General features: G+C 64.0%; 14 protein-coding genes. 5 read left to right on the plus strand and 9 right to left on the minus strand.

Annotated elements, in window-relative coordinates; translation table 11 throughout:
* Positions 1 to 79: 79 nt before the first annotated feature.
* From J5M58_RS14365 to gspG, 6 genes are all read right to left on the minus strand, one after another.
* The gene (locus J5M58_RS14365) at positions 80 to 1,135 is read right to left on the minus strand and encodes a tetratricopeptide repeat protein (RefSeq protein WP_112252480.1); all 1,056 of its coding nucleotides are present in this window, start codon (positions 1,133 to 1,135) and stop codon (positions 80 to 82) included.
* A gap of 493 nt (positions 1,136 to 1,628) precedes the next feature.
* On the minus strand, positions 1,629 to 3,044 hold the full coding sequence (locus J5M58_RS14370) for an efflux transporter outer membrane subunit (protein ID WP_112252479.1): 1,416 nt from the start codon (positions 3,042 to 3,044) through the stop codon (positions 1,629 to 1,631).
* On the minus strand, positions 3,041 to 6,220 hold the full coding sequence (locus J5M58_RS14375; RefSeq protein WP_112252478.1) for an efflux RND transporter permease subunit: 3,180 nt from the start codon (positions 6,218 to 6,220) through the stop codon (positions 3,041 to 3,043). The genes J5M58_RS14370 and J5M58_RS14375 overlap by 4 nt, the downstream gene beginning before the upstream one ends.
* Positions 6,221 to 6,232: 12 nt before the next feature.
* The gene (mexE, locus tag J5M58_RS14380) at positions 6,233 to 7,474 is read right to left on the minus strand and encodes a multidrug efflux RND transporter periplasmic adaptor subunit MexE (protein ID WP_112252477.1); all 1,242 of its coding nucleotides are present in this window, start codon (positions 7,472 to 7,474) and stop codon (positions 6,233 to 6,235) included.
* Positions 7,475 to 7,781: 307 nt separating this feature from the next.
* Positions 7,782 to 8,972, minus strand: a complete 1,191-nt coding sequence (locus J5M58_RS14385; RefSeq protein ID WP_112252476.1) for a type II secretion system F family protein — start codon at positions 8,970 to 8,972, stop codon at positions 7,782 to 7,784.
* 11 nt (positions 8,973 to 8,983) lie between these two features.
* Positions 8,984 to 9,409 (minus strand): type II secretion system major pseudopilin GspG, encoded by a 426-nt coding sequence (gene gspG / locus J5M58_RS14390; RefSeq protein WP_112252475.1) that lies wholly within the window; start codon positions 9,407 to 9,409, stop codon positions 8,984 to 8,986.
* Positions 9,410 to 9,595: 186 nt separating this feature from the next.
* Between gspG and J5M58_RS14395 the strand changes: the two genes are divergently transcribed.
* From J5M58_RS14395 to J5M58_RS14410, 4 genes are all read left to right on the plus strand, one after another.
* Positions 9,596 to 10,180: a lytic transglycosylase domain-containing protein gene (locus J5M58_RS14395; protein ID WP_112252474.1), complete on the plus strand. Its 585-nt coding sequence runs from the start codon at positions 9,596 to 9,598 to the stop codon at positions 10,178 to 10,180.
* A 271-nt stretch (positions 10,181 to 10,451) separates the two neighbouring features.
* Positions 10,452 to 11,906 carry a sensor histidine kinase gene (locus tag J5M58_RS14400; RefSeq protein ID WP_112252472.1) on the plus strand — a complete coding sequence of 485 codons (1,455 nt, stop codon included), beginning with the start codon at positions 10,452 to 10,454 and terminating at the stop codon, positions 11,904 to 11,906.
* Positions 11,907 to 12,210: 304 nt separating this feature from the next.
* Positions 12,211 to 13,704 (plus strand): HAMP domain-containing sensor histidine kinase, encoded by a 1,494-nt coding sequence (locus J5M58_RS14405; RefSeq protein WP_207878529.1) that lies wholly within the window; start codon positions 12,211 to 12,213, stop codon positions 13,702 to 13,704.
* Positions 13,673 to 15,100 (plus strand): sigma-54 dependent transcriptional regulator, encoded by a 1,428-nt coding sequence (locus tag J5M58_RS14410; RefSeq protein ID WP_112252470.1) that lies wholly within the window; start codon positions 13,673 to 13,675, stop codon positions 15,098 to 15,100. The genes J5M58_RS14405 and J5M58_RS14410 overlap by 32 nt, the downstream gene beginning before the upstream one ends.
* Before the next feature lie 200 nt (positions 15,101 to 15,300).
* On the opposite strand, the gene J5M58_RS14415 is transcribed toward J5M58_RS14410, so the two are convergent.
* From J5M58_RS14415 to J5M58_RS14425, 3 genes are all read right to left on the minus strand, one after another.
* Positions 15,301 to 15,594 carry a hypothetical protein gene (locus tag J5M58_RS14415; RefSeq protein WP_112252469.1) on the minus strand — a complete coding sequence of 98 codons (294 nt, stop codon included), beginning with the start codon at positions 15,592 to 15,594 and terminating at the stop codon, positions 15,301 to 15,303.
* Between the two features lie 84 nt (positions 15,595 to 15,678).
* Positions 15,679 to 17,031, minus strand: a complete 1,353-nt coding sequence (locus tag J5M58_RS14420) for a GntP family permease (RefSeq protein ID WP_112252468.1) — start codon at positions 17,029 to 17,031, stop codon at positions 15,679 to 15,681.
* 111 nt (positions 17,032 to 17,142) lie between these two features.
* Positions 17,143 to 17,682, minus strand: coding sequence for a gluconokinase (locus tag J5M58_RS14425; RefSeq protein ID WP_112252467.1), 540 nt, complete (start codon positions 17,680 to 17,682; stop codon positions 17,143 to 17,145).
* A 206-nt stretch (positions 17,683 to 17,888) separates the two neighbouring features.
* On the opposite strand from J5M58_RS14425, the gene J5M58_RS14430 reads away from it, so the two are divergent.
* Positions 17,889 to 18,908, plus strand: coding sequence for a LacI family DNA-binding transcriptional regulator (locus tag J5M58_RS14430; protein WP_112252466.1), 1,020 nt, complete (start codon positions 17,889 to 17,891; stop codon positions 18,906 to 18,908).
* Positions 18,909 to 19,040 lie beyond the last annotated feature (132 nt).

Consider the following 19,040-nt stretch of genomic DNA (forward strand, 5'->3'; position numbering starts at 1 on the left):
AACGACTCTCCTGTAGGGTAGCCCGATATCCACTGGACCTCGGGCATAGCCCCAGGGTTCAACAATTTTCGGATATTGCCTACAGGCCCTGTTGCAGGACGGGGTCGTCCGGGTTCTGCCGCTCCAGCTCGGCCAGCAGCACCTGTACGTTCTGCAACTGGCCGGTTTCCTTCCAGTACTGGATCAGCAGCACCCGTGCGCGGCGATTGGCCGGCTGACGGCTGAGCACGGTTTCCAGTTGCTTTTGCGCGGCGTCGATTTGTTCCAGCTCATGCAGGGTTACCGCCAGTGTATAGCGGTAGTCGGCGTTGTCCGGGTCCAGTTCGACGGCGCGGGACAATGCCAGCAGTGCATACTCGCGCTGTTCGTGGCGGTTCAGCCAGAGCCCCAGTTCGTGCTGCAGAAAAGCCGAGTCGGGGCTCAGCGCCAGGGCTTTGCCTAGTACCTGACGCGAGGCATCGTGGTGGCCCTGGCGTTCCAGCAGGCGTACCTGGGTCGCCAGTGCGTCGAGGTTGCCTGGTGCTACCGTCAGGGCACGTTGCAGGGCAGTGGCGGCCAGGGTGTAGTCGTTTTCGTGCAGGTACAGGCGCGCCAGGTGGACTTGCGCGTCGGCGTCTTCGGGCTGTTGCTCCAGGGCCTGCTGGTATTGCTCCAGGGCGACCTGTAGCGGGCCGAAATACAGGCCGATGTCATCCGGATCGAGGCCGAGCAGGGCATCTACTGCGGCGAAGCGCACGCTTTGTTCGTCGTCGTCCAGCAGTGGGCCGAGCACCAGGCTGCGCTGCGCCGCTGGCAGCAGGCGGCGGATACCGGCAATGGCTGCGCGGCGCACCAGCGGGTCGGCATGCTCGAGGTCCTGGCGGGCGAGTTTCAATGCCTGGGGCGAAGGGTAGTTGGGCAGTTCGGCATACAAGGCCGCACGGCGGATGGGTGGCAGGTCGGTGCGCTGCAGTTGCTGGTACAGCACCCGTGCAGCGCCGGGTTGGCCCTCATGGGCCTGGCGCAGGGCCTTGGCGTAGCTGTGGGCCGGGAGGGTTGGCGGGGCTGGTGGGGTGTCCCGCCACAGGTAGCCGAACAGGGCCGATACCAAGATCAACAGCAGCAGGGCGATCAGGTAGCGGTTGCGTCTGGGCATCGGACGATCCGTGGCGGCGGGAAGGGCAGAGCTTGGGCTAGCTGGGGGGTAAATGCAACCGAGTGAGGGCTGACAGGTGCCTGGCTCGGATTTTTTGGGGGGGGCACAAATCGAGCGCCGCCCGCGCGGCGCTTCGCGGGACAAGCCCGCTCCCACATCTGTTTCGGGCCAGTCACTCCTGCAAGGTCACCTCTGTCCGCCTTGTTTGTTCTATTACATATCGAAGATTGGTTTGCTGCTTTTCATCCATCTCCAGTCATGCACCAAAGCTGCAACCCACCATGCACAGGAGTAATTGGCCCGAAACAGATGTGGGAGCGGGCTTGTCCCGCGAAGCGCCGCGCGGGCGGCGCTCGATCTCACAGGCGCTGAAGATTCAGAGGCATGCACCCTGCACACACCCTCAACAGCATAAAAAAGCCCCGCAAACCAAGGCCTGCGGGGCAAACGGTTGGGGGAGGAGCCAACCAAAGGAGTCGTTGAAACGGGTGTATCAGCGCGCGCTGGCTACAGTCTCCGGTTGCCAGCCGCCGCCCAGGGCCTTGTAGATGGAGACGATGCCGCGGTACAGCTCGACCTCACCCTGGGCCTGGGCATCTTCAGCGCTCAGCCGCTCACGTTCGGCATCGAGCAGCACCAGGTAGTCCACCGTACCCTCGCGATAACGAATCGAGGCCAGTTCCGCCGCCTTGCGGCTGGCGTCGCTCTGGCGCATCAGCGACAACAGCCGCTGCTGGGTCTTGTCGTAGTCGCTGAAGGCGTTGGCCGATTCTTCCAGGGCCAGCAACACCTGCTGTTCATAGTTGGCCAGCGCCCCTTCGGCATCGGCCTTGGCACCGCGCAGGCGGGCGCGCACGCTGCCCAGGTCGAAGGCAGCCCAGGTGATGCTCGGGCCCAGCGCCCAGGCATTGGCTGCCGAGGAGCCTATTTGCGAGCCACGGGCGGCAGTAAAGCCGAGGAAGCCGCTGAGGCTGACACGCGGGAACAGGTCGGCCGTCGCTACGCCAACGTTGGCGGTGGCAGCCGCCAGCTGGCGTTCGGCGCTGCGGATGTCCGGGCGGCGGCGCAGCAGTTCTCCCGGGTCTCCCACCGGTAGCGCCTTGGCAATGGCCGGCAGGGCCTTGGGCGACAGGTCGACGCTGAGCGCCTCGGGGCGCTGCCCGAGCAGGGTGGCGATGCGATGCCGGGCCCGCGCCTGTTCCGCCTGCAGTTGCGGCACGGTGGCTTCGACCCCGGCCAGGCGCGCGTCGGCCCGCACCACGTCAAGGTCGTTGCCCACGCCGGCATCGCGCAGGGTTTCGGTGATGGCCCGCGATTCCTGCTGGGTCTTGAGGTTGGCCAGGGCGATCTTCTCGCGCAATTGCGCGCCGCGCAGCTGGCCGTAGGCATCGACCAGCTCGGCGATCAGGCTGACCTGCAACTGCTGCAGGTCGGCCGCGGCTACCGCTTCCTGGGCTTCGCTGGCCTCGATCTGGCGCTGGATGCGGCCGAACAGGTCAAGCTCCCAGGCCATGTCCAGGCCCAGGTCGTAGCGCTCGCTGTTCACCCGTTGCGTGGTCTGGCCGGGGACCTGGCCCTTGCCGATGTCGCTGCTGGCGCGGCTGGTGACCACCGGGAACTGATCGTTTTCTGCGTCTTCGCGGATCGAACGGGCCGACTTCAGGCGGGCAAAGGCCACGCGCAGGTCACGGTTGCCGTCCAGCGAAGCCTGCACCAGCTGGTTCAGCACCGGGTCGTCGAACTGCTTCCACCACAGGCCTTCGAAACGGCTACGGTCGTAAGCCTTGGCCTGTACATCGCTGGCCAGTTGCGCGGGCTCGGTGGCCGGCGCCTGGTAGTCCGGGCCTACCGCGCAGGCCGCCAGGGCCAGCGCCAGCAGGCTCGGGGTCAAGGGTTTGAGCAGGTTCATGCATGGCTCTCCAGCGAGTGGGCGCGTTCGGCCTTGCGGGCTTGGCGACGCTCGACGAAACGGCGAATCAGGAAGAAGAACACCGGGGTCAGGAACAGGCCGAACACGGTCACACCGATCATCCCCGAGAACACCGCCACACCCATGGCATGGCGCATTTCAGAACCTGCACCGGAGCTGAACACCAGTGGTACCACACCCATGATGAAGGCGATCGAGGTCATCAGGATCGGCCGCAGACGCAGGCGGCAGGCTTCCAGTACCGCTGCCAGCGGGTCGAGACCCTTGGCTTGTTCGTCCTTGGCGAATTCGACGATCAGGATCGCGTTCTTGCACGCCAGGCCCACCAGTACGATAAGGCCGATCTGGGTGAAGATGTTGTTGTCACCCCCCGACACGATCACCCCAGTGATGGCCGACAGCAGGGTCATCGGCACGATCAGGATTACCGCCAGCGGCAGGCTCCAGCTTTCGTACTGGGCCGCAAGCACGAGGAAGGCCAGCAGCACGCACAGCGGGAAGACGAACAGTGCAGTGTTACCCGAGAGGATCTGCTGATAGGTCAGGTCGGTCCACTCGAAGGTCATGCCGTTGGGCAGTTCCTCTTTCAGCAGCTTCTCGATCGCTGCCTCGGCCTGGCCGGAGCTGTAGCCTGGGGCAGCGGCGCCGTTGATTTCGGCGGTGATGAAGCCGTTGTAGTGCATCACACGGTCAGGCCCGGAGGTGTCGCTGACCTTGAGGAAGGTCGCCAGCGGGATCATCTCGCCGAGGTTGTTGCGCACCTTCAGCTGGCCGATCTGCTCGGCATCGAGGCGGAACTGCTGTTCAGCCTGGACATTGACCTGGTAGGTACGGCCAAAGCGGTTGAAGTCGTTGGTGTACAGAGAGCCCAGGTAGACCTGTAGGGTGTCGAAGATGTCGGTGATCGCCACGCCGTGGGTCTTGGCCTTTTCCCGGTCGATGGCGGCATCCACCTGCGGCACGTTGACCTGGTAGCTGGTGAACAGGCCCGCCAGTTCCGGCACGTTGTGGCTCTTGGCGATGATGTTCTGGGTTTCCTTGTACAACGCCTCGTAGCCCAGGTTGCCACGGTCTTCGATCTGCAGGCGGAAGCCGCCGATGGTGCCCAGGCCTTGTACCGGCGGTGGCGGGAAGATCGCGATGTAGGCGTCCTGGATATCGGCGAACTGGGCATTGAGCGCAGCAGCGATGGCTGCAGCCGACTGGCTTGGGTCCTTGCGCTCGTCGAAAGGCTTGAGCGGGGTGAACACGATGCCGCTGTTGGGGCTGTTGGTGAAACCGTTGATCGACAGGCCAGGGAAGGCCACCGAGTCGGCCACGCCAGGCTGCTTCAGGGCAATTTCGCTCATGCGCTTGATGACTGCCTCGGTACGGTCGAGGCTGGCGGCGTCAGGCAGCTGCGCGAAGGCTACCAGGTACTGCTTGTCCTGGGCCGGCACGAAACCGGTCGGGGTGGACGAGAAGCCCAGGTAGGTCAGGCCCATCAGGCCGGCATACACGAACAGCGCGATACCGCTGGAGCGGATGACCCGGCGCACACCGCCGACATAGCCGTGGCTGGCGCGGTCGAAGAAGCGGTTGAACGGTGCGAACAGCCAGCTGCCCAGCAGTTTTTCCAGGAACCGCGAGAAACGGTCCTTGGGCGCGTGGTGGTCCTTCAGCAGCACGGCAGCCAGGGCCGGCGACAGGGTCAGCGAGTTGAACGCCGAGATCACCGTGGAAATGGCGATGGTCAGGGCGAACTGCTTATAGAACTGCCCGGTCAGGCCGGAAATGAACGCAGCAGGTACGAACACGGCGCACAGCACCAGCGCGGTGGCGATGATCGGCCCGGTGACTTCGCCCATGGCCTTTTGCGTGGCTTCCAGCGGTTTCAGGCCAAGCCCGATATTACGTTCGACGTTCTCCACCACAACGATGGCGTCGTCCACCACGATACCGATGGCCAGGACCAGGCCGAACAAGGACAGCGCGTTGAGCGAGAAGCCGAACAGGTGCATTACCGCAAAGGTACCGATCAGCGATACCGGCACGGCCATCAGCGGGATGATCGAGGCACGCCAGGTCTGCAGGAACAGGATGACGACCAGCACGACCAGCACCAGCGCTTCGAACAGGGTGTGTACCACGGCTTCGATGGAGCCACGGACGAACACGGTCGGGTCATAGACGATGCTGTAGTCCATGCCCTCGGGGAAGTCCTTCTTCAGCTCGGCCATCTTCGCCCGCACTTCGTCGGAGATCTCGATGGCGTTGGAGCCTGGGCGCTGGAAGATCGGGATGGCCACCGCCGGCTGGTTGTTCAGCAGCGAACGCAGGGCATACTGGCTGGAGCCCAGTTCGACCCGGGCGATGTCCTTCAGGCGAGTGATTTCGCCATCGGCACCGGCGCGGATGATGATGTTCTCGAACTCTTCCTCATTGACCAGGCGGCCCTGGGTGTTGATCGACAGCTGGAAGCTGGTCGAACCCGGGGCGGGTGGGGCGCCCAGCTGGCCGGCGGCCACCTGGCGGTTCTGTTCGCGGATCGCAGCCACCACATCACTGGCGGTGAGGTTGCGCGAAGCGGTCTTGTTCGGGTCCAGCCACACGCGCAGCGAGTAGTCGCCCATGCCGAACAGCTGCACATCGCCCACGCCGCCCAGGCGCGCCAGCTCGTCCTTGATGTTGAGGATGGCGTAGTTGGACAGGTAGAGCATGTCGTAGCGGTTGTCCGGCGAGGTCAGGTGCACGACCATGGTCAGGTCGGGCGAGGCCTTGTCGACGGTGATACCGATGCGGGTCACTTCCTCTGGCAGCTTGGGCTGGGTACGGGTGACGCGGTTCTGCACCTGCACCTGGGCGTTGTCCAGGTCGGTGCCCAGGGCGAAGGTGATGGTCAGCGTCAGCTTGCCGTCAGCGGTGGACTGGGAGGACATGTACAGCATGTTCTCCACGCCGGTAATCGCCTGCTCCAGTGGCGCGGCGACGGTTTCGCCGATGACCTTGGGGTTGGCGCCGGGGAAGTTGGCGCGCACCACCACGGTGGGCGGCACCACTTCGGGGTATTCGCTGATCGGCAGCTGGAACAGCGAGATCGAACCCGCGATCAGCAGCACCAGCGACAGCACCGCGGCGAAGATTGGCCGGGTAATGAAGAATTTCGAGAAGTTCATCGGTGTGGTCCCTTAACCGCGTGGCGCCTGGGCGCTGGCGACTTTCACGTTGTTGCCCGCCACCTTTGGCGCCGGGTTGCTGGCCTCCAGGGCCTGGCGCTGCTGGGCGAGGGCGGCGAGGGTCTGCTCGCTGGCCATCGGTGTCTCTTGCGGGGTGACCGGTGAGCCAGGGCGCACGCGCTGCAGGCCCTTGACCACGATGCGGTCGTCCTTGCCCAGGCCGCTGCGCACGATGCGCAGGCCTTCCAGCTTCGGCCCCAGCTCGACAGCGCGGTAGGCGGCCTTGTTGTCCTTGTCCATGACCAGCACGAACTTCTTGCCAAGGTCGGTGCCCACGGCTTCGTCGTTGATCAGCACGGCCTGGTACTGGGCGCTGCCCACCAGCTTCAGGCGTGCATACAGGCCCGGGGTGAACTGGCCGTCGCTGTTGTCGAACACCGCACGGCCACGGATGGTGCCGGTGCGCGGGTTGACCTGGTTGTCGACGAAGTTCATCTGGCCCAGGTGCGGGTTGCCGGTTTCGTTGGTCAGGCCCAGGTATACCGGGGTGCTTTGGCCACGCTGGCCTTCGCGGGCCAGCTGGGTGTACTTGAGGTACACGCGCTCGTCGGCGTCGAAATAGGCGTACACCTTGTCGGTGGAGACCACGCTGGTCAGCGGCGTGACATCGGCGGTGACGATGTTGCCGGCGGTGAACTGGGCGCGGCTGACGCGGCCGCTGATGGGCGCGGTGACACGGGTGAAGCTGAGGTTCAGGCGTGCCAGGTCGAGCTGCGCCTGGATCGCGTCGACCCCGGCGCGGGCTTCGGCGGCGGCGCTGCTACGCGATTCGGCCAGCTCTGCGGAAATGGCATTGCTGTCACGCAGGCGTTCGCCACGGCGGGCTTCGTTGGCGCTGCGGATGGCGGTGGCCTTGGCTTGCTGTAGCTGGGCTTCGAGGCGGCGGACCTCTGCCTGGAACGGGCGAGGGTCGATCTGGAACAGCAGATCGCCTTTCTTGACCTGGGCGCCTTCAGTGAAGGCCACCAGGTCGATCTGGCCGGAGACCCGTGGGCGTACCTCGACGGTTTCCGGGGCTTCGAGGCGGCCGGTGAACTCGTCCCATTCGTTGATCGGTTGCTCGATCACCTTGGCCACACTGACCTTCGGCGCGGCGGGAGCCTGCACCGCGTCGGGGGTTCGACCGCAAGCGCTGATCACCACCACTGCCAGGGCAGCGAGGGGGAAGCGCAAGGGTTTGAGTGATTGTTCCATGGAGAACTCCGCCAATGTATTAGTAGTGGGCGGAGTGTGAGTGTCTTGCGCGTGATGCACGAATCGAACGGGCCGAAGGTTATTATCACGATGAATGATATGTGTGAATCAGTCATCGATCTTGGGCATGTTCGCCGGCGATCCGCTTACCCTGTGGGAGCGGCTTCAGCCGCGAAGAATCCAGCGCGGTGCATGGCCCCGGCTGCGCCGGGGTTCGCGGCTGAAGCCGCTCCCACAGGGTCGCTGCTGATTCAACAAGTCGCATGCAGTTCCGTGACAGCGGCGCGCCTGGTCCCGCAGTGGCTACTCAGTGAATGCTCGAGGCCAGTTCGAAGATCGGCATGTACATCAGGATCACGATCAGGCCGATCAGCAGGCCGATGAAGGTCATCAGCAGTGGTTCGAACAGCTTGACGAACCATTCCACCCAGCGGCCGATTTCCTGGTCATGGAAGTCGGCGCAGCGCTCCAGCATCTCGCCCAGGTTGCCGGACTGCTCGCCAGCCCGCAGCAGGCGCAACGATACCGGCGTGACCAGTTGCCCCGCTTCCAGGGCGTCGGACAGCGGCAGCCCTTCGCCGACCCGCTGGCTGGCGTGCTCCAGGCCTTGGGCCGCCGCGCTGCCGAGCAGGCCGCGGGCCATGCCCATGGCAGTGAGGATGGGGATGCCGCCTTGCAGCAGGATGCCCAGCGAGCGGTAGAAGCGCGCCAGTTCATACATCATCAGGCGTTGGTGCAATGCAGGCAGGCGCCGCAGCTGGCACGCTGCCCAGCGCCGCACCCGTGGCTGGCGACGCAGCAGCCACAGCGTCGCGACCACGCCGACGGTGCCCAGCGCCAGCGGCAATTGCTGGGCATGCAGGAACAGGCCGATCTGCATCAGTAGCCGAGACAGCCAGGGCAGCTCGGTGCCCATGCCCTCGAATACCTGGCTGAAACGCGGCACCACGTAGCCAAGCAGGAACAGCACCACGCCACCGCCCACCAACAACAGCAGCAACGGGTACACCGAGGCGCCCACCAGCTTCTGCCGTACCAGGTCCAGGCGCTGGCGGTAGCTGATGTAGCGGGCAAGGGCGTCGCCCAGCGCGCCGGTTCGCTCGCTGGATTGCACCAGCGCCACGTACAGTGGCGGGAACACCCGTGGCTGCTGGCCCAGGGCCTGGGACAGCGAGCGGCCTTCGTACAGTTGGCGGACCAGTTCGCCGAGCACTTTGCGCGTTGCGGCAGCGGGGGCCTTTTCGGCCAGGCTTTCCAGTGCGTCGATCAGCGGCAGGCCAGCGTTGAGCAGGGTCGAAAGTTCCTGGCTGAACAGCACCAGGTCGAAGCTTGCTTCACGGCGCCAGGCCATGCCGCGCAAGGCGCCGCCGTGGCCACGCAGGGTGAGCACGCGCAGGCCCTGGTCCTCGGCCTGGCGGCGAGCCTGGTCGGCGTCCTCGGCGTCGATCTGCAACTGCACCACACCCTGCCTGCCCAGGGCCTTGAGGCTGTAGCGCATGGCCGTTCTCCCTACTGCCAACTGGTGATTTCGGCGTTTTCCCCGTCGCCACCGGGCTGGCCATCCTTGCCCATCGACAGCAGGTCGTACTCGCCGCCGTTTTCGCCAGGTTGCCGGTAAATGTACGCGCGGCCCCACGGGTCCTGCGGCACGGCCTTCTGCAGGTACGGGCCAGTCCAGCGCGCTTCGCCACTGGGGGCGACCACCAGGGCCTGCAGGCCTTGCTCGCTGCTGGGGTAGTGGCCGACTTCCAGGCGGTACAGGTCCAGCGCCTTGCTCAGGCCCTCTATCTGCGCCCGCGCTACCTTGGCCTCGGAGCGGCCGAGCTGGCTGAAGTACTTGGGCGCGACGATACCGGCCAACAGGCCGAGCACCACCAGGACTACCAGGAGTTCGAGCAGGGTGAAGCCACGTTGGGGGTTGGTTCTGCGCTGCATGGTGAAGCCCTCCGCTGCATGGGGACAAGCTTTTCGCAAGCCCCATGCAACAGCCGTGCACGCCTGCCCTCGCGCCTTGCATCATGCGGCACGCAAAGCGGCACAGTGCTTGCGTCGTGGTCATCGACCTCGGGTTTTCCGGGGTATATCCCCCAACATCGGGGGTACCACGAAGAGGCGACCGACATGCGTGGACTCATTCTCGGTTTGATCTGGCTGGTGGCAGGTGCTGCCCAGGCCGATGTGTACATTTCCATCGACGCCAAGGGCAGCTACATACTGACCAACGTCCATCGACCGGGGCGCCTCTATGAAACGGTGATCAGCGAGCCGAAGGCCCAGGCCGGCCCGGCCAACGCGCAGCTTATCACCGGCCGCCCCTATGCCAAGCTGGTCGCCGCCGCGGCGCGTACCCATGACGTCCCCCCGGCGTTGCTGCATGCGGTGATCAAGGCCGAGTCCGGCTACAACCCCAAGGCCCGTTCGCCGGCGGGCGCGGTGGGGCTGATGCAATTGATGCCGGATACCGCCCGCGAGATGGGCGTGGAAAACCGCCTGGACCCGGAAGACAATGTGCAGGGCGGGGCCCGCTACCTCAAGCGCATGCTCGACTTGTTCGACAATGACATTACCCTGGCCGTGGCGGCCTACAATGCCGGCCCCGACGCGGTACTGCGCCGTGGTGCGGTACCGCCATTCGCCGAGACCCGGCGCTATGTGCCCAATGTGCTGCGCGAGTACCGCAGGTTGCAGGGATTGGTGGGGGATTAGCCTTTATAACTGCCTTTAAATGCTGGCGCGGTCGCTGTGGGAGCGGGTTTACCCGCGAAGAATGCGACGCGGTGGATGGCACCGGCTGCGCCGGTGTTCGCGGGTAAACCCGCTCCCACAGGGGGCGTGGGGGCATTTGGATTTTTGAAGGCAGGTGCATTCACCGCAATGACAGAAACAATACCCTTCGGCGGATGCCACCAAGCCGACCCGATGGTTTCCCCAACTCTGGGCTATAACCTTCTGAAGGTGCCCAGTTGTGGAGTCCGTCATGGACATCGCCCCTCGTTCCGACGCTATTGACGTACCCGCCGGTAACGAACTGGCCACCCCACGCAAGCCGTTCAACCTGCTGCGCTGGTACGCCTGGGTCAGCCTGGCCATCATCCTCTCGGTAGCGGTAGGGCTGGGGTTGATTTCCAGCCGTTTCATCATCGACGAGAGCATCGAACGCGATGCCTTGCTCACCGCACAGTTCATCACCTCCATCGCCGATGCCGAAGTGCGCCATGTGTCGATCCCCAATGTGCGCACCATGGGTGAACTGCTCGACCCGCGCATCGACCGCGCCAACCTGCTCGACGTCGACCCGGACGCCCGGCGCAGGGCGCGTGGCGAGTTTCTCGACCACATCGCCCACCTGCCCGACATGCTGCTGGCCAACATCTATGCCCCGGACCGTACGGTGATCTGGTCCAGCAACCCCGCACTGGTCGGCAAGCTGATCGAAGGTGATGACGACCTGGAGCAGGCCTTCGAGTACAAGATGCGAGTCTCGGCCAGCTACCACAACTTCGAGCAGGCCCGCGCCGAACAGAAGTTCGTCACCCCACCCGAGCAGTTGTTCATCGAGAACTACATTCCACTGTTCGATGCCGATGGCGAGCAAGTCACGGCGATGGTCGAGATCTACAAGGAGCCCCATGACCTGATCGTGCGCATCGAGCATGGCCTGATTCTGATCTGGCTGGCGATCACCGTCGGCGCCGGGCTGGTCTATATCGGCCTGTACGGCATCATGCACCGCGCCGCACGCCTGCTGTCGGTGCAGCAGAAGCGACTGATCAGCAATGAAACCTACGTGGCACTGGGTGAGGTGTCTTCGGCGGTGGCCCACAGCCTGCGCAACCCGCTGGCCAGCATCCGCTCCAGTGCCGAGCTGGCCCAGGCATTCGACGATGGCCCGGCGCAGCGCAATGTCAACGATATCATCAGCCAGGTCGACCGCATGTCGCAGTGGATCCGCCAGATGTTGCAGTCGTTGCGCCCGCTCAACGATGAGGCAGTGGCAGTGGATTTGCCGCTGGCATTGCAGGAAAGCCTGCAGACCTACTCGGTGCCGCTGGCGCGCGGCGGAGTGAGCCTGGACCTGCAACCTGTACCGGCGGTTCAGGTGTTGGGGCACCCGGTGTTGCTGCGGCAGATTTTCAGCAGCCTTATCGCCAACGCCCTGGAGTCGATGGAGCAGGGGGGGCGGTTGCGTGTCGAGGTGGTGCGTCATGACCGGCGTAACCTGACCCTGCGCCTGTCCGACAATGGCAAAGGCATGAACGAAGAGCAGCAGCGCATGGCCTTCCGGCCTTTCTTCACCACCAAGCAGGGTGGGCTGGGCGTGGGCCTGGTGTTGGTGAAACGCATCATGGAGCGCTTCGGTGGTGGCGTGCGGCTCAGTAGCAGTGAAGGCCATGGCACCAGGGTTTCGCTGAGTTTCCGGCTGGTCAAATGATGCTATTTTGGATTAGAAAGATGAGTTAACTCATTGTTTATAAAGGGTGTTGTCTTGGTTTGGGTGTAAATCCCCAAATGTGGGGGATTAACCTCCATAACGATTCAAGAAGATTCGGTAACTACATGATTTATAAGAATTAGTTAGATAGGGCGGTTGGCTGGTAGGGTTCTTGCAACGTGGGAGATGGAGCGCAATACACGACAAGTGGCAGCTGCGGCTGCACGGGTGGAGTGCTATCAATTGGCTACTGTTCGTCGCCTTGAGGCTTTTCTGAACGGACGTCCTGCGCGGGAAGCACGCGATGCAGATGCTGGATAATGAAGTTGCCGACAAGGCCAGTACTAGCGCCAGCGGTGTGGCGGTGCCATTGCGCGAATTCAATCTGCTGCGCTGGTTTTCGGTTATCAGCCTGCTGATCATCGCCTCGGTGGCGGGCGGGCTGGGTTATGTGTCGACGCGTTTCGTGGTGCGCGACAGCGTCGAGCGCGATGCCATGCTCACCGCCCAGTTCATCCAGGCCATGGCCCAGGCCGAAGTGCGCCATTCGCAGTTGCCACCCGGCACAACCATGGGCGAGTTGCTTGACCCGCGGCTGGACCAGCAGCATTTGCAATTCACCCCGGAGCTGGCTGAATCGACCCGGGTCGAGTTCCTCGACCATGTCGACCACCTGCCCGACACCTTGCTGGCCAACGTCTATGCACGTGACCGAACCATCGTCTGGTCGACCAACCCGGAGCTGATCGGCAAGCGCATCGAGGCCGATGGCGACCTCGACCGCGCCTTCCACTCGCGCAAGGCAGTGTCGGCCAGCTACCACCAGGCCGATGATGACCGTGAAGAGCAGAAGTTTCAGCGTGAACCGCGCTACCTGTTCATCGAGAACTACATCCCGCTGTTCGACAGCCAGGGCGAGCAGGTGCTGGCCATGGTGGAAATCTACAAGGAACCGCAGGATCTGGTTCGGCGCATCCAGCGCGGCTACGTGTTGATATGGGCATCGACCCTGGTAGGCGGGGCGCTGGTCTACTTCGGCCTGTTCTGGATAGTGCGCCGCGCGGCGCAGCTGCTGCACCTGCAGCAGGACCGGCTGGTTGCCAGTGAAACCTATGTGGCCCTGGGCGAGATGTCCTCGGCGGTGGCCCATAGCTTGCGCAACCCGCTGGCGAACATTCGCTCCAGCGCCGAACTGGCCCAGGAAATCGCCAACCCCGCAGCGCAGAAGAACATCACCGACATCATCAGCCAGGTCGACCGCATGTCGCGCTGGGTGCGTGACCTGCTGGTTTCGCTGCGCCCGACCAGTGACGAAGCCGAGGCCGTGGACTTGGTGACCGCCATCGAGGACACCCATTTGGCCTTCGCCCAGCAGATCGAACGCAACGGTGTACGCTTTTGCTACGAAGGCCCCGGGTCACAATGGGTGGCCAGCCAGCCCCTGCAGCTCACGCAGATTCTCAATACCCTGTTCTCCAATGCCCTGGAAGCCATGCCTGAAGGCGGCATGCTGCGCGCCCAGGTCAATGTGCAGGATGGGCAGCGTGCCGAGTTCGTCCTCAGCGATACCGGCAAGGGCATGAGCAACCAGCAGGAGCGGATGGTATTCAAGCCGTTCTACACCACCAAGCAGGGTGGCCTTGGCGTAGGCCTGGCCCTGGTCAAACGCATCATGGAGCGTTTTGGCGGCTCGGTCAGCCTGAGCAGCCGCGAAGAGGAAGGAACCCGCGTCAGCCTCATATTCAATATCGCAGCGGGAGGGGACCATGGAGCACAGCATCCTGGTAGTCGAGGATGATGAAATTCTCGCCGACAACATTCGCACCTACCTTGGCCTCAAGGGCTTCGAGGTCACCGTGTGCCACAGTGCGGAGCTGGCGCTGGAGCAGATCAAGCGGGGCCAGCCCGATGCGGTGCTGACCGACAACTCGCTGCCGGGCATGAGCGGGCACGACCTGCTGCGTACCTTGGTGGCGCAGGTGCCGGACCTGAAAGTGATCATGATGACCGGCTACGGCAATGTGGAAGATGCCGTGCAGGCAATGAAGGAAGGCGCCTTCCATTACCTGACCAAGCCGGTTGTGCTGGCCGAGCTCAAGCTGACCCTGGACAAGGCGCTGGCTGCCGAGCGCATGGAGCGCACGTTGTCGTTCTACCAGGAGCGCGAGGCGCAGAAGTCCGGGTTGCAGGCGTTGATCGGCGAATCACCGACGATGCTCACGCTCAAGCACACCCTGCGCCAGGTGCTGGATGCCGAGCGGCGCATGGCCAGTGACGACTTGCCACCGGTGCTGATCGAAGGCGAGACCGGTACCGGCAAGGAGTTGGTCGCCCGCGCCCTGCATTTCGACGGTTCGCGCAGCAAGGGGCCGTTCATCGAATTCAACTGCGCCTCGATCCCGGCCAACCTGCTGGAGGCCGAGCTGTTCGGCCACGAGAAAGGCGCCTTTACCGATGCCAAGGAGCGCCGGGTGGGCCTGGTGGAGGCTGCCGATGGCGGCACCTTGTTCCTCGACGAGATTGGCGAGATGGACCTGGTGCTGCAGGCCAAGCTGCTCAAGTTGCTGGAAGACCGCAGTATCCGCCGGATCGGCGCGGTGAAGGAGCGCAAGGTCGACCTGCGGGTGATCAGCGCTACCAACTGCAACCTGGAACAGATGGTGCAACAGGGCAAGTTCCGCCGCGACCTGTTCTTCCGCCTGCGCATCATAGCCCTGAAGGTACCGCGCCTGTACGCCCGCGGGCAGGACGTGCTGCTGCTGGCGCGGCATTTCCTGGCTCATCATGGCCGGCGTTATGGCAAGCCGAACCTGCGCTTTTCCGCCGAGGCGGAAAACCTGATGCTCGGTTACAGCTGGCCAGGCAATGTGCGCGAACTGCGCAACATGCTGGAGCAGACCGTGCTGCTGGCACCGAACGAGGTGGTGCAGGCGCACCAGCTCAACCTGTGCATGACCCTGATCGACGAGCCGCTCGTGCAGCAGGCGACGCCTGCAGTGTTCGAAATGCCCCGGCACGAACCCGAGCCCGGCACCAGCCTGCCGGACATGGAGCGCGACCTGGTATGCAAGACCCTGGATCGCACGGACTGGAACGTGACCAAGTCGGCTCGCATGCTCGGGCTGTCGCGGGACATGCTGCGGTACCGGATCGAGAAGCTGGGGCTGACCCGGCCGGACAAACGCCAGTGGTGAGCAAGGGGCTTGCGGGAGCGGTATTGCCTCGAGGTTGTCGCTGTACCTGTAGGAGCGGCCTTGTGTCGCGAAAGGGCTGCAAAGCAGCCCCAGCAATTTCAACTGTTGCGCATCAATCCTGGGGCCGCGTTGCGGCCCTTTCGCGACACAAGGCCGCTCCTACAGGGATTGCGGCAACTTTTAGAATTTGAGGGCATTGATCAACGCTGATTATCGGCTTCCCCCTGCCGCCCGGTACCTTCCGAACCACTGCCATCCATCCCCGGCAAATCCCGGTTGTCATTCTGTTCAGCTGGCGGGCTGTCCGGGTCGTTGCCTTGTATGCGCGGGTCGGTGTCCCGCGGCATGGGCTTTTCGATCGGGTTGAGGGTACTGTCCGCACCCGGCTTGGGCGCTGGGTTGTGCGGGTCGTCGGGGTAGGTGGGGCCGGTGCCGGCAGCCATGGCAAATGGCGCGGCGAGCAGGGCAATCAGCAGGATGCTTGAACGGGGCATGGCAGACTCCTTTGCTTCGGGCAGGGCTGATACTTCCCTTCGGCCCTACCCGAAGCTTCAAGGTGCCATTACCCCGATCAACGGTTACACCACCAGCGACAGCAACATGATGAAGATGATGCCGACGATCGACAGGATGGTCTCCATCATGCTCCAGGTCTTGAACGTTTCCGCCACGGTCATGTTGAAGTACTGCTTCACCAGCCAGAAGCCGGCGTCGTTGACATGGGACAGGATCAACGAACCGGCGCCGGTGGCCAGCACCAGCAGTTCACGGTTGACCCCCGGCACCAGGTCGATCACCGGTGCCACGATGCCCGCGCCGGTGATGGTGGCAACCGTGGCGGAGCCGGTGGCGATGCGGATTACCGCCGCGACCAGCCAGGCCAGCATGATGGGCGAAATCTCCGCCTGCACGGCCATCTGCCCGATCACGTTGCCCACCCCGGTGTCTACCAGCATCTGCTTGAAGCCGCCACCTGCACCCACGATCAGCACGATCGCCGCAGTCGGTGCCAGGCTCTGGTCGAGCATCTTCATGATCTGCTGGCGGTTGAAGCCACGGGCCGAGCCAAAGGTATAGAAGGCCAGCAGCAGGGCAGCGAGCAAGGCGGTGATGGGGTGGCCGATCAGGTCCATCCACTGGCGCACGATATGCTCGGCCGGCAGTACCACGTCGGCGAAGGTCTTCAGCAGCATCAGCACCACCGGCAGCAGCACGGTGATCAGAGTGATGGTGAAGCTCGGCAAATTGCCCTGGTCGGACTCCTTGGCGATCTGATCCATCAACTCCTGGGACGGGGTGCCCGGGATGTAGCGGGAAATGAAGTTACCGAACAGCGGACCGGCGATGATGGCGGTAGGCAGCGCCACGATCAGGCCATAGAAGATGGTCTTGCCGATGTCGGCGTGGAAGATGCCGATCGCCAGCAGCGGGCCCGGGTGCGGGGGTACCAGGCCGTGCACCACCGACAGGCCGGCCAGCAGCGGAATGCCGATCTTGATCAGCGACACGCCTGAGCGCCGGGCGACGATGAACACCAGCGGAATCAGCAGCACGAAGCCGATCTCGAAGAACAGCGGGATGCCGACCAGGAAAGCGGCGAACATCATCGCCCAGTGCACGTTCTTCTTGCCGAAGGCTCGAATGAGCGTTTGCGCGATCTGGTCGGCCCCTCCGGAGTCGGCCATCAGCTTGCCAAGCATGGTGCCCAGGGCGAGCACGATGCCGACGAAGCCCAGAACGCCGCCGAAACCGTCCTGGAACGACTTCATGACCTTGGCCACCGGCATGCCGGAGGTCAGACCAAGGAAGCCGGCCGCGATGGTCAGGGCGACGAAGGGGTGGACTTTGAAATGGGTGATCAGCAGGATCAGCCCGACGATGGTAACCAGCGCGTCGAGCAGCAGGAAGGTATCAGTAGCCAGTCCGAACATGGTTTGAAGGCCTCGGTCTTATCGTTGTTTTGGCGTAGCTTTTTTGCAACTTTGCTTGCGCTTGCGGGGCAGGGTAGCGCTGTCTTGGGTGAGCCGAGAAAGCCGCCGGGGTCAGGCGGTTTGTGCCAGGCCCGGCTCACCGCGGCCCTTTAGCCAGCGGTCCACCTCATCAGCAAGCGCTTCGATGGGCTTGGTGGCGTCAAGCGCGATAGTCAGCGGTTCGCCGTGTGGCGGCTCCAGGGCAGCGAACTGGCTGTCGATGAGGCTCGCCGGCATGAAATGCCCTGGGCGGGCCAGCACGCGTTTTTCCGCCTCGGCGGGTGACAGCTCGAGGAACACGAACACCAGCCCGGGCATGGCACCGCGCAGGGAGTCGCGATAGCGGCGCTTGAGGGCCGAACAGGTCAGGATTGGACGTTCCCCGGCCTGGGTCGTGGCTTGCAGCTCCTCACCAAGACGCACCAGCCAGCCAGCACGGTCGCTGTCGTCCAGGGGGATGCCAGCGCTCATCTTGCGGATGTTTTCGGCAGGGTGGAAAGCGTCGCCTTCGATCAGGCGACCGCCGCTTCGGGCGGCGATGGCAGCGCCGATGCAGCTTTTGCCGCATCCGGCCACGCCCATCACCACGATGGCGGACAGGGGAGAATTCATCAGTACCTCCTGCGGGGGAGATAGCGCTGTCTCGTCGTCGACGAACAGCCTCCTCCCCGGTGTTATTGATCTTGTCCTTACGCAGTATGGACGCTTGGCGGCGAGCGCGCGGTGGCTGCTACCAAAGATTACATTGCCTGCGTCCTGAGACAGCGCTACCTTAGTGGCCGTTCCCTCTCCTTGCAAGTAGTAAAATTACAACATCCATGTCTCGCACCGGCTCCCGTACCACAGGTCGTCCCACCCTGGCAGAAGTCGCCAGGCTTTCCGGGGTTTCCCCGATTACCGCCTCGCGCGCCCTGCGTGGGGTGAGCACGGTTGCGCCGGCGCTGGTGGAAAAGGTCGTTGCTGCCGCGGCCAGCCTCGGCTATGTGGCCAACCCGGCAGCTCGCGCCCTGGCGTCGGCGCGCAGCCAGTCGGTGGTGGTATTGATCCCGTCGCTGTCCAACCAGTTGTTCATCGACACCCTGGAAGCCATTCATGAGGTCATGCGCCCACGCGGGCTCGAGGTGCTGATTGGCAACTATCACTACGATCTTGCCGAAGAAGAGAACCTCATCCGCAATTACCTGGCCTACCAGCCCTGCGGCATGCTGTTGACCGGTTTCGAGCGCAGCGAGGCATCGCGGCAGATGCTGGCGGCCAGTGGCGTACCCTGTGTGCACATGATGGAACTGAATGGCGAGGCCGGGGCGTTGTCGGTCGGCTTCTCGCAGCAGCAGGCCGGGCGTGCCGCGGCCCGCCACCTGATCGAGCGCGGGCGCAAGCGCCTGGCGTTCATTGCCGCCCAGCTCGACCCTCGGGTGATGCAGCGTGCCGAAGGGTTCCGCCAGGCGTTGGCCGAGGCCGGCTTGCAGGCGGCCGAGCTGGAAGTGCTGGCGCCGGAGCCGTCTTCGATTGCCTTGGGCAGCGCGTTGTTCAGCCAGCTGTTGCAGCAGGCGCCGGATGTGGACGGTATCTTCTTCTGCAACGACGACCTGGCCCAGGGCGCGGTGCTGCAGGCATTGCGCCAAGGGGTGGAGGTGCCTCGGCAGGTGGCGATGGTCGGTTTCAACGACCTGCCAGCTTCGGCGCACATGGTGCCGCGGCTGACCTCGATTCGCACGCCTCGGGCCGCCGTAGGGCGCGGTGCGGCGCAGGCGCTGCTGGCGTTGCTCGATGGCAAGCGGGTACCGAATGCGCAGCAGGACCTGGGCTTCGAGTTGATGGTGCGGGAGAGTTCCTGAGCCCGGGCGCTTGCCCATCCCGGTCAAGAAGCGCGCTCCGTACTACGAATGCAATAATTACAAGGTGATAGCACTGTGCTTGCATGGCGCTAACGGCGATCTATGCTCAGGACACCGCGCATACAGGAGCCC

It is taken from the genome of Pseudomonas sp. 32_A (assembly GCF_017490905.1).
GTDB classification, from domain to species: domain Bacteria; phylum Pseudomonadota; class Gammaproteobacteria; order Pseudomonadales; family Pseudomonadaceae; genus Aquipseudomonas; species Aquipseudomonas inefficax.

What these genes read in the sequence shown, in the direction of transcription:
- J5M58_RS14385 (WP_112252476.1), bottom strand. Translation starts at nt 8,972, where the DNA reads ATGCGCTACAGCCTCAAGGCCCTGGGCAGGCAGGGTGTGGTGCAGTTG.
- J5M58_RS14370 (WP_112252479.1), bottom strand. Translation starts at nt 3,044, where the DNA reads ATGAACCTGCTCAAACCCTTGACCCCGAGCCTGCTGGCGCTGGCCCTG.
- J5M58_RS14395 (WP_112252474.1), top strand. Translation starts at nt 9,596, where the DNA reads ATGCGTGGACTCATTCTCGGTTTGATCTGGCTGGTGGCAGGTGCTGCC.
- J5M58_RS14430 (WP_112252466.1), top strand. Translation starts at nt 17,889, where the DNA reads ATGTCTCGCACCGGCTCCCGTACCACAGGTCGTCCCACCCTGGCAGAA.
- J5M58_RS14400 (WP_112252472.1), top strand. Translation starts at nt 10,452, where the DNA reads ATGGACATCGCCCCTCGTTCCGACGCTATTGACGTACCCGCCGGTAAC.
- J5M58_RS14425 (WP_112252467.1), bottom strand. Translation starts at nt 17,682, where the DNA reads ATGAATTCTCCCCTGTCCGCCATCGTGGTGATGGGCGTGGCCGGATGC.
- gspG (WP_112252475.1), bottom strand. Translation starts at nt 9,409, where the DNA reads ATGCAGCGCAGAACCAACCCCCAACGTGGCTTCACCCTGCTCGAACTC.
- J5M58_RS14415 (WP_112252469.1), bottom strand. Translation starts at nt 15,594, where the DNA reads ATGCCCCGTTCAAGCATCCTGCTGATTGCCCTGCTCGCCGCGCCATTT.
- J5M58_RS14420 (WP_112252468.1), bottom strand. Translation starts at nt 17,031, where the DNA reads ATGTTCGGACTGGCTACTGATACCTTCCTGCTGCTCGACGCGCTGGTT.
- J5M58_RS14365 (WP_112252480.1), bottom strand. Translation starts at nt 1,135, where the DNA reads ATGCCCAGACGCAACCGCTACCTGATCGCCCTGCTGCTGTTGATCTTG.
- J5M58_RS14410 (WP_112252470.1), top strand. Translation starts at nt 13,673, where the DNA reads ATGGAGCACAGCATCCTGGTAGTCGAGGATGATGAAATTCTCGCCGAC.
- J5M58_RS14405 (WP_207878529.1), top strand. Translation starts at nt 12,211, where the DNA reads ATGCAGATGCTGGATAATGAAGTTGCCGACAAGGCCAGTACTAGCGCC.
- J5M58_RS14375 (WP_112252478.1), bottom strand. Translation starts at nt 6,220, where the DNA reads ATGAACTTCTCGAAATTCTTCATTACCCGGCCAATCTTCGCCGCGGTG.
- mexE (WP_112252477.1), bottom strand. Translation starts at nt 7,474, where the DNA reads ATGGAACAATCACTCAAACCCTTGCGCTTCCCCCTCGCTGCCCTGGCA.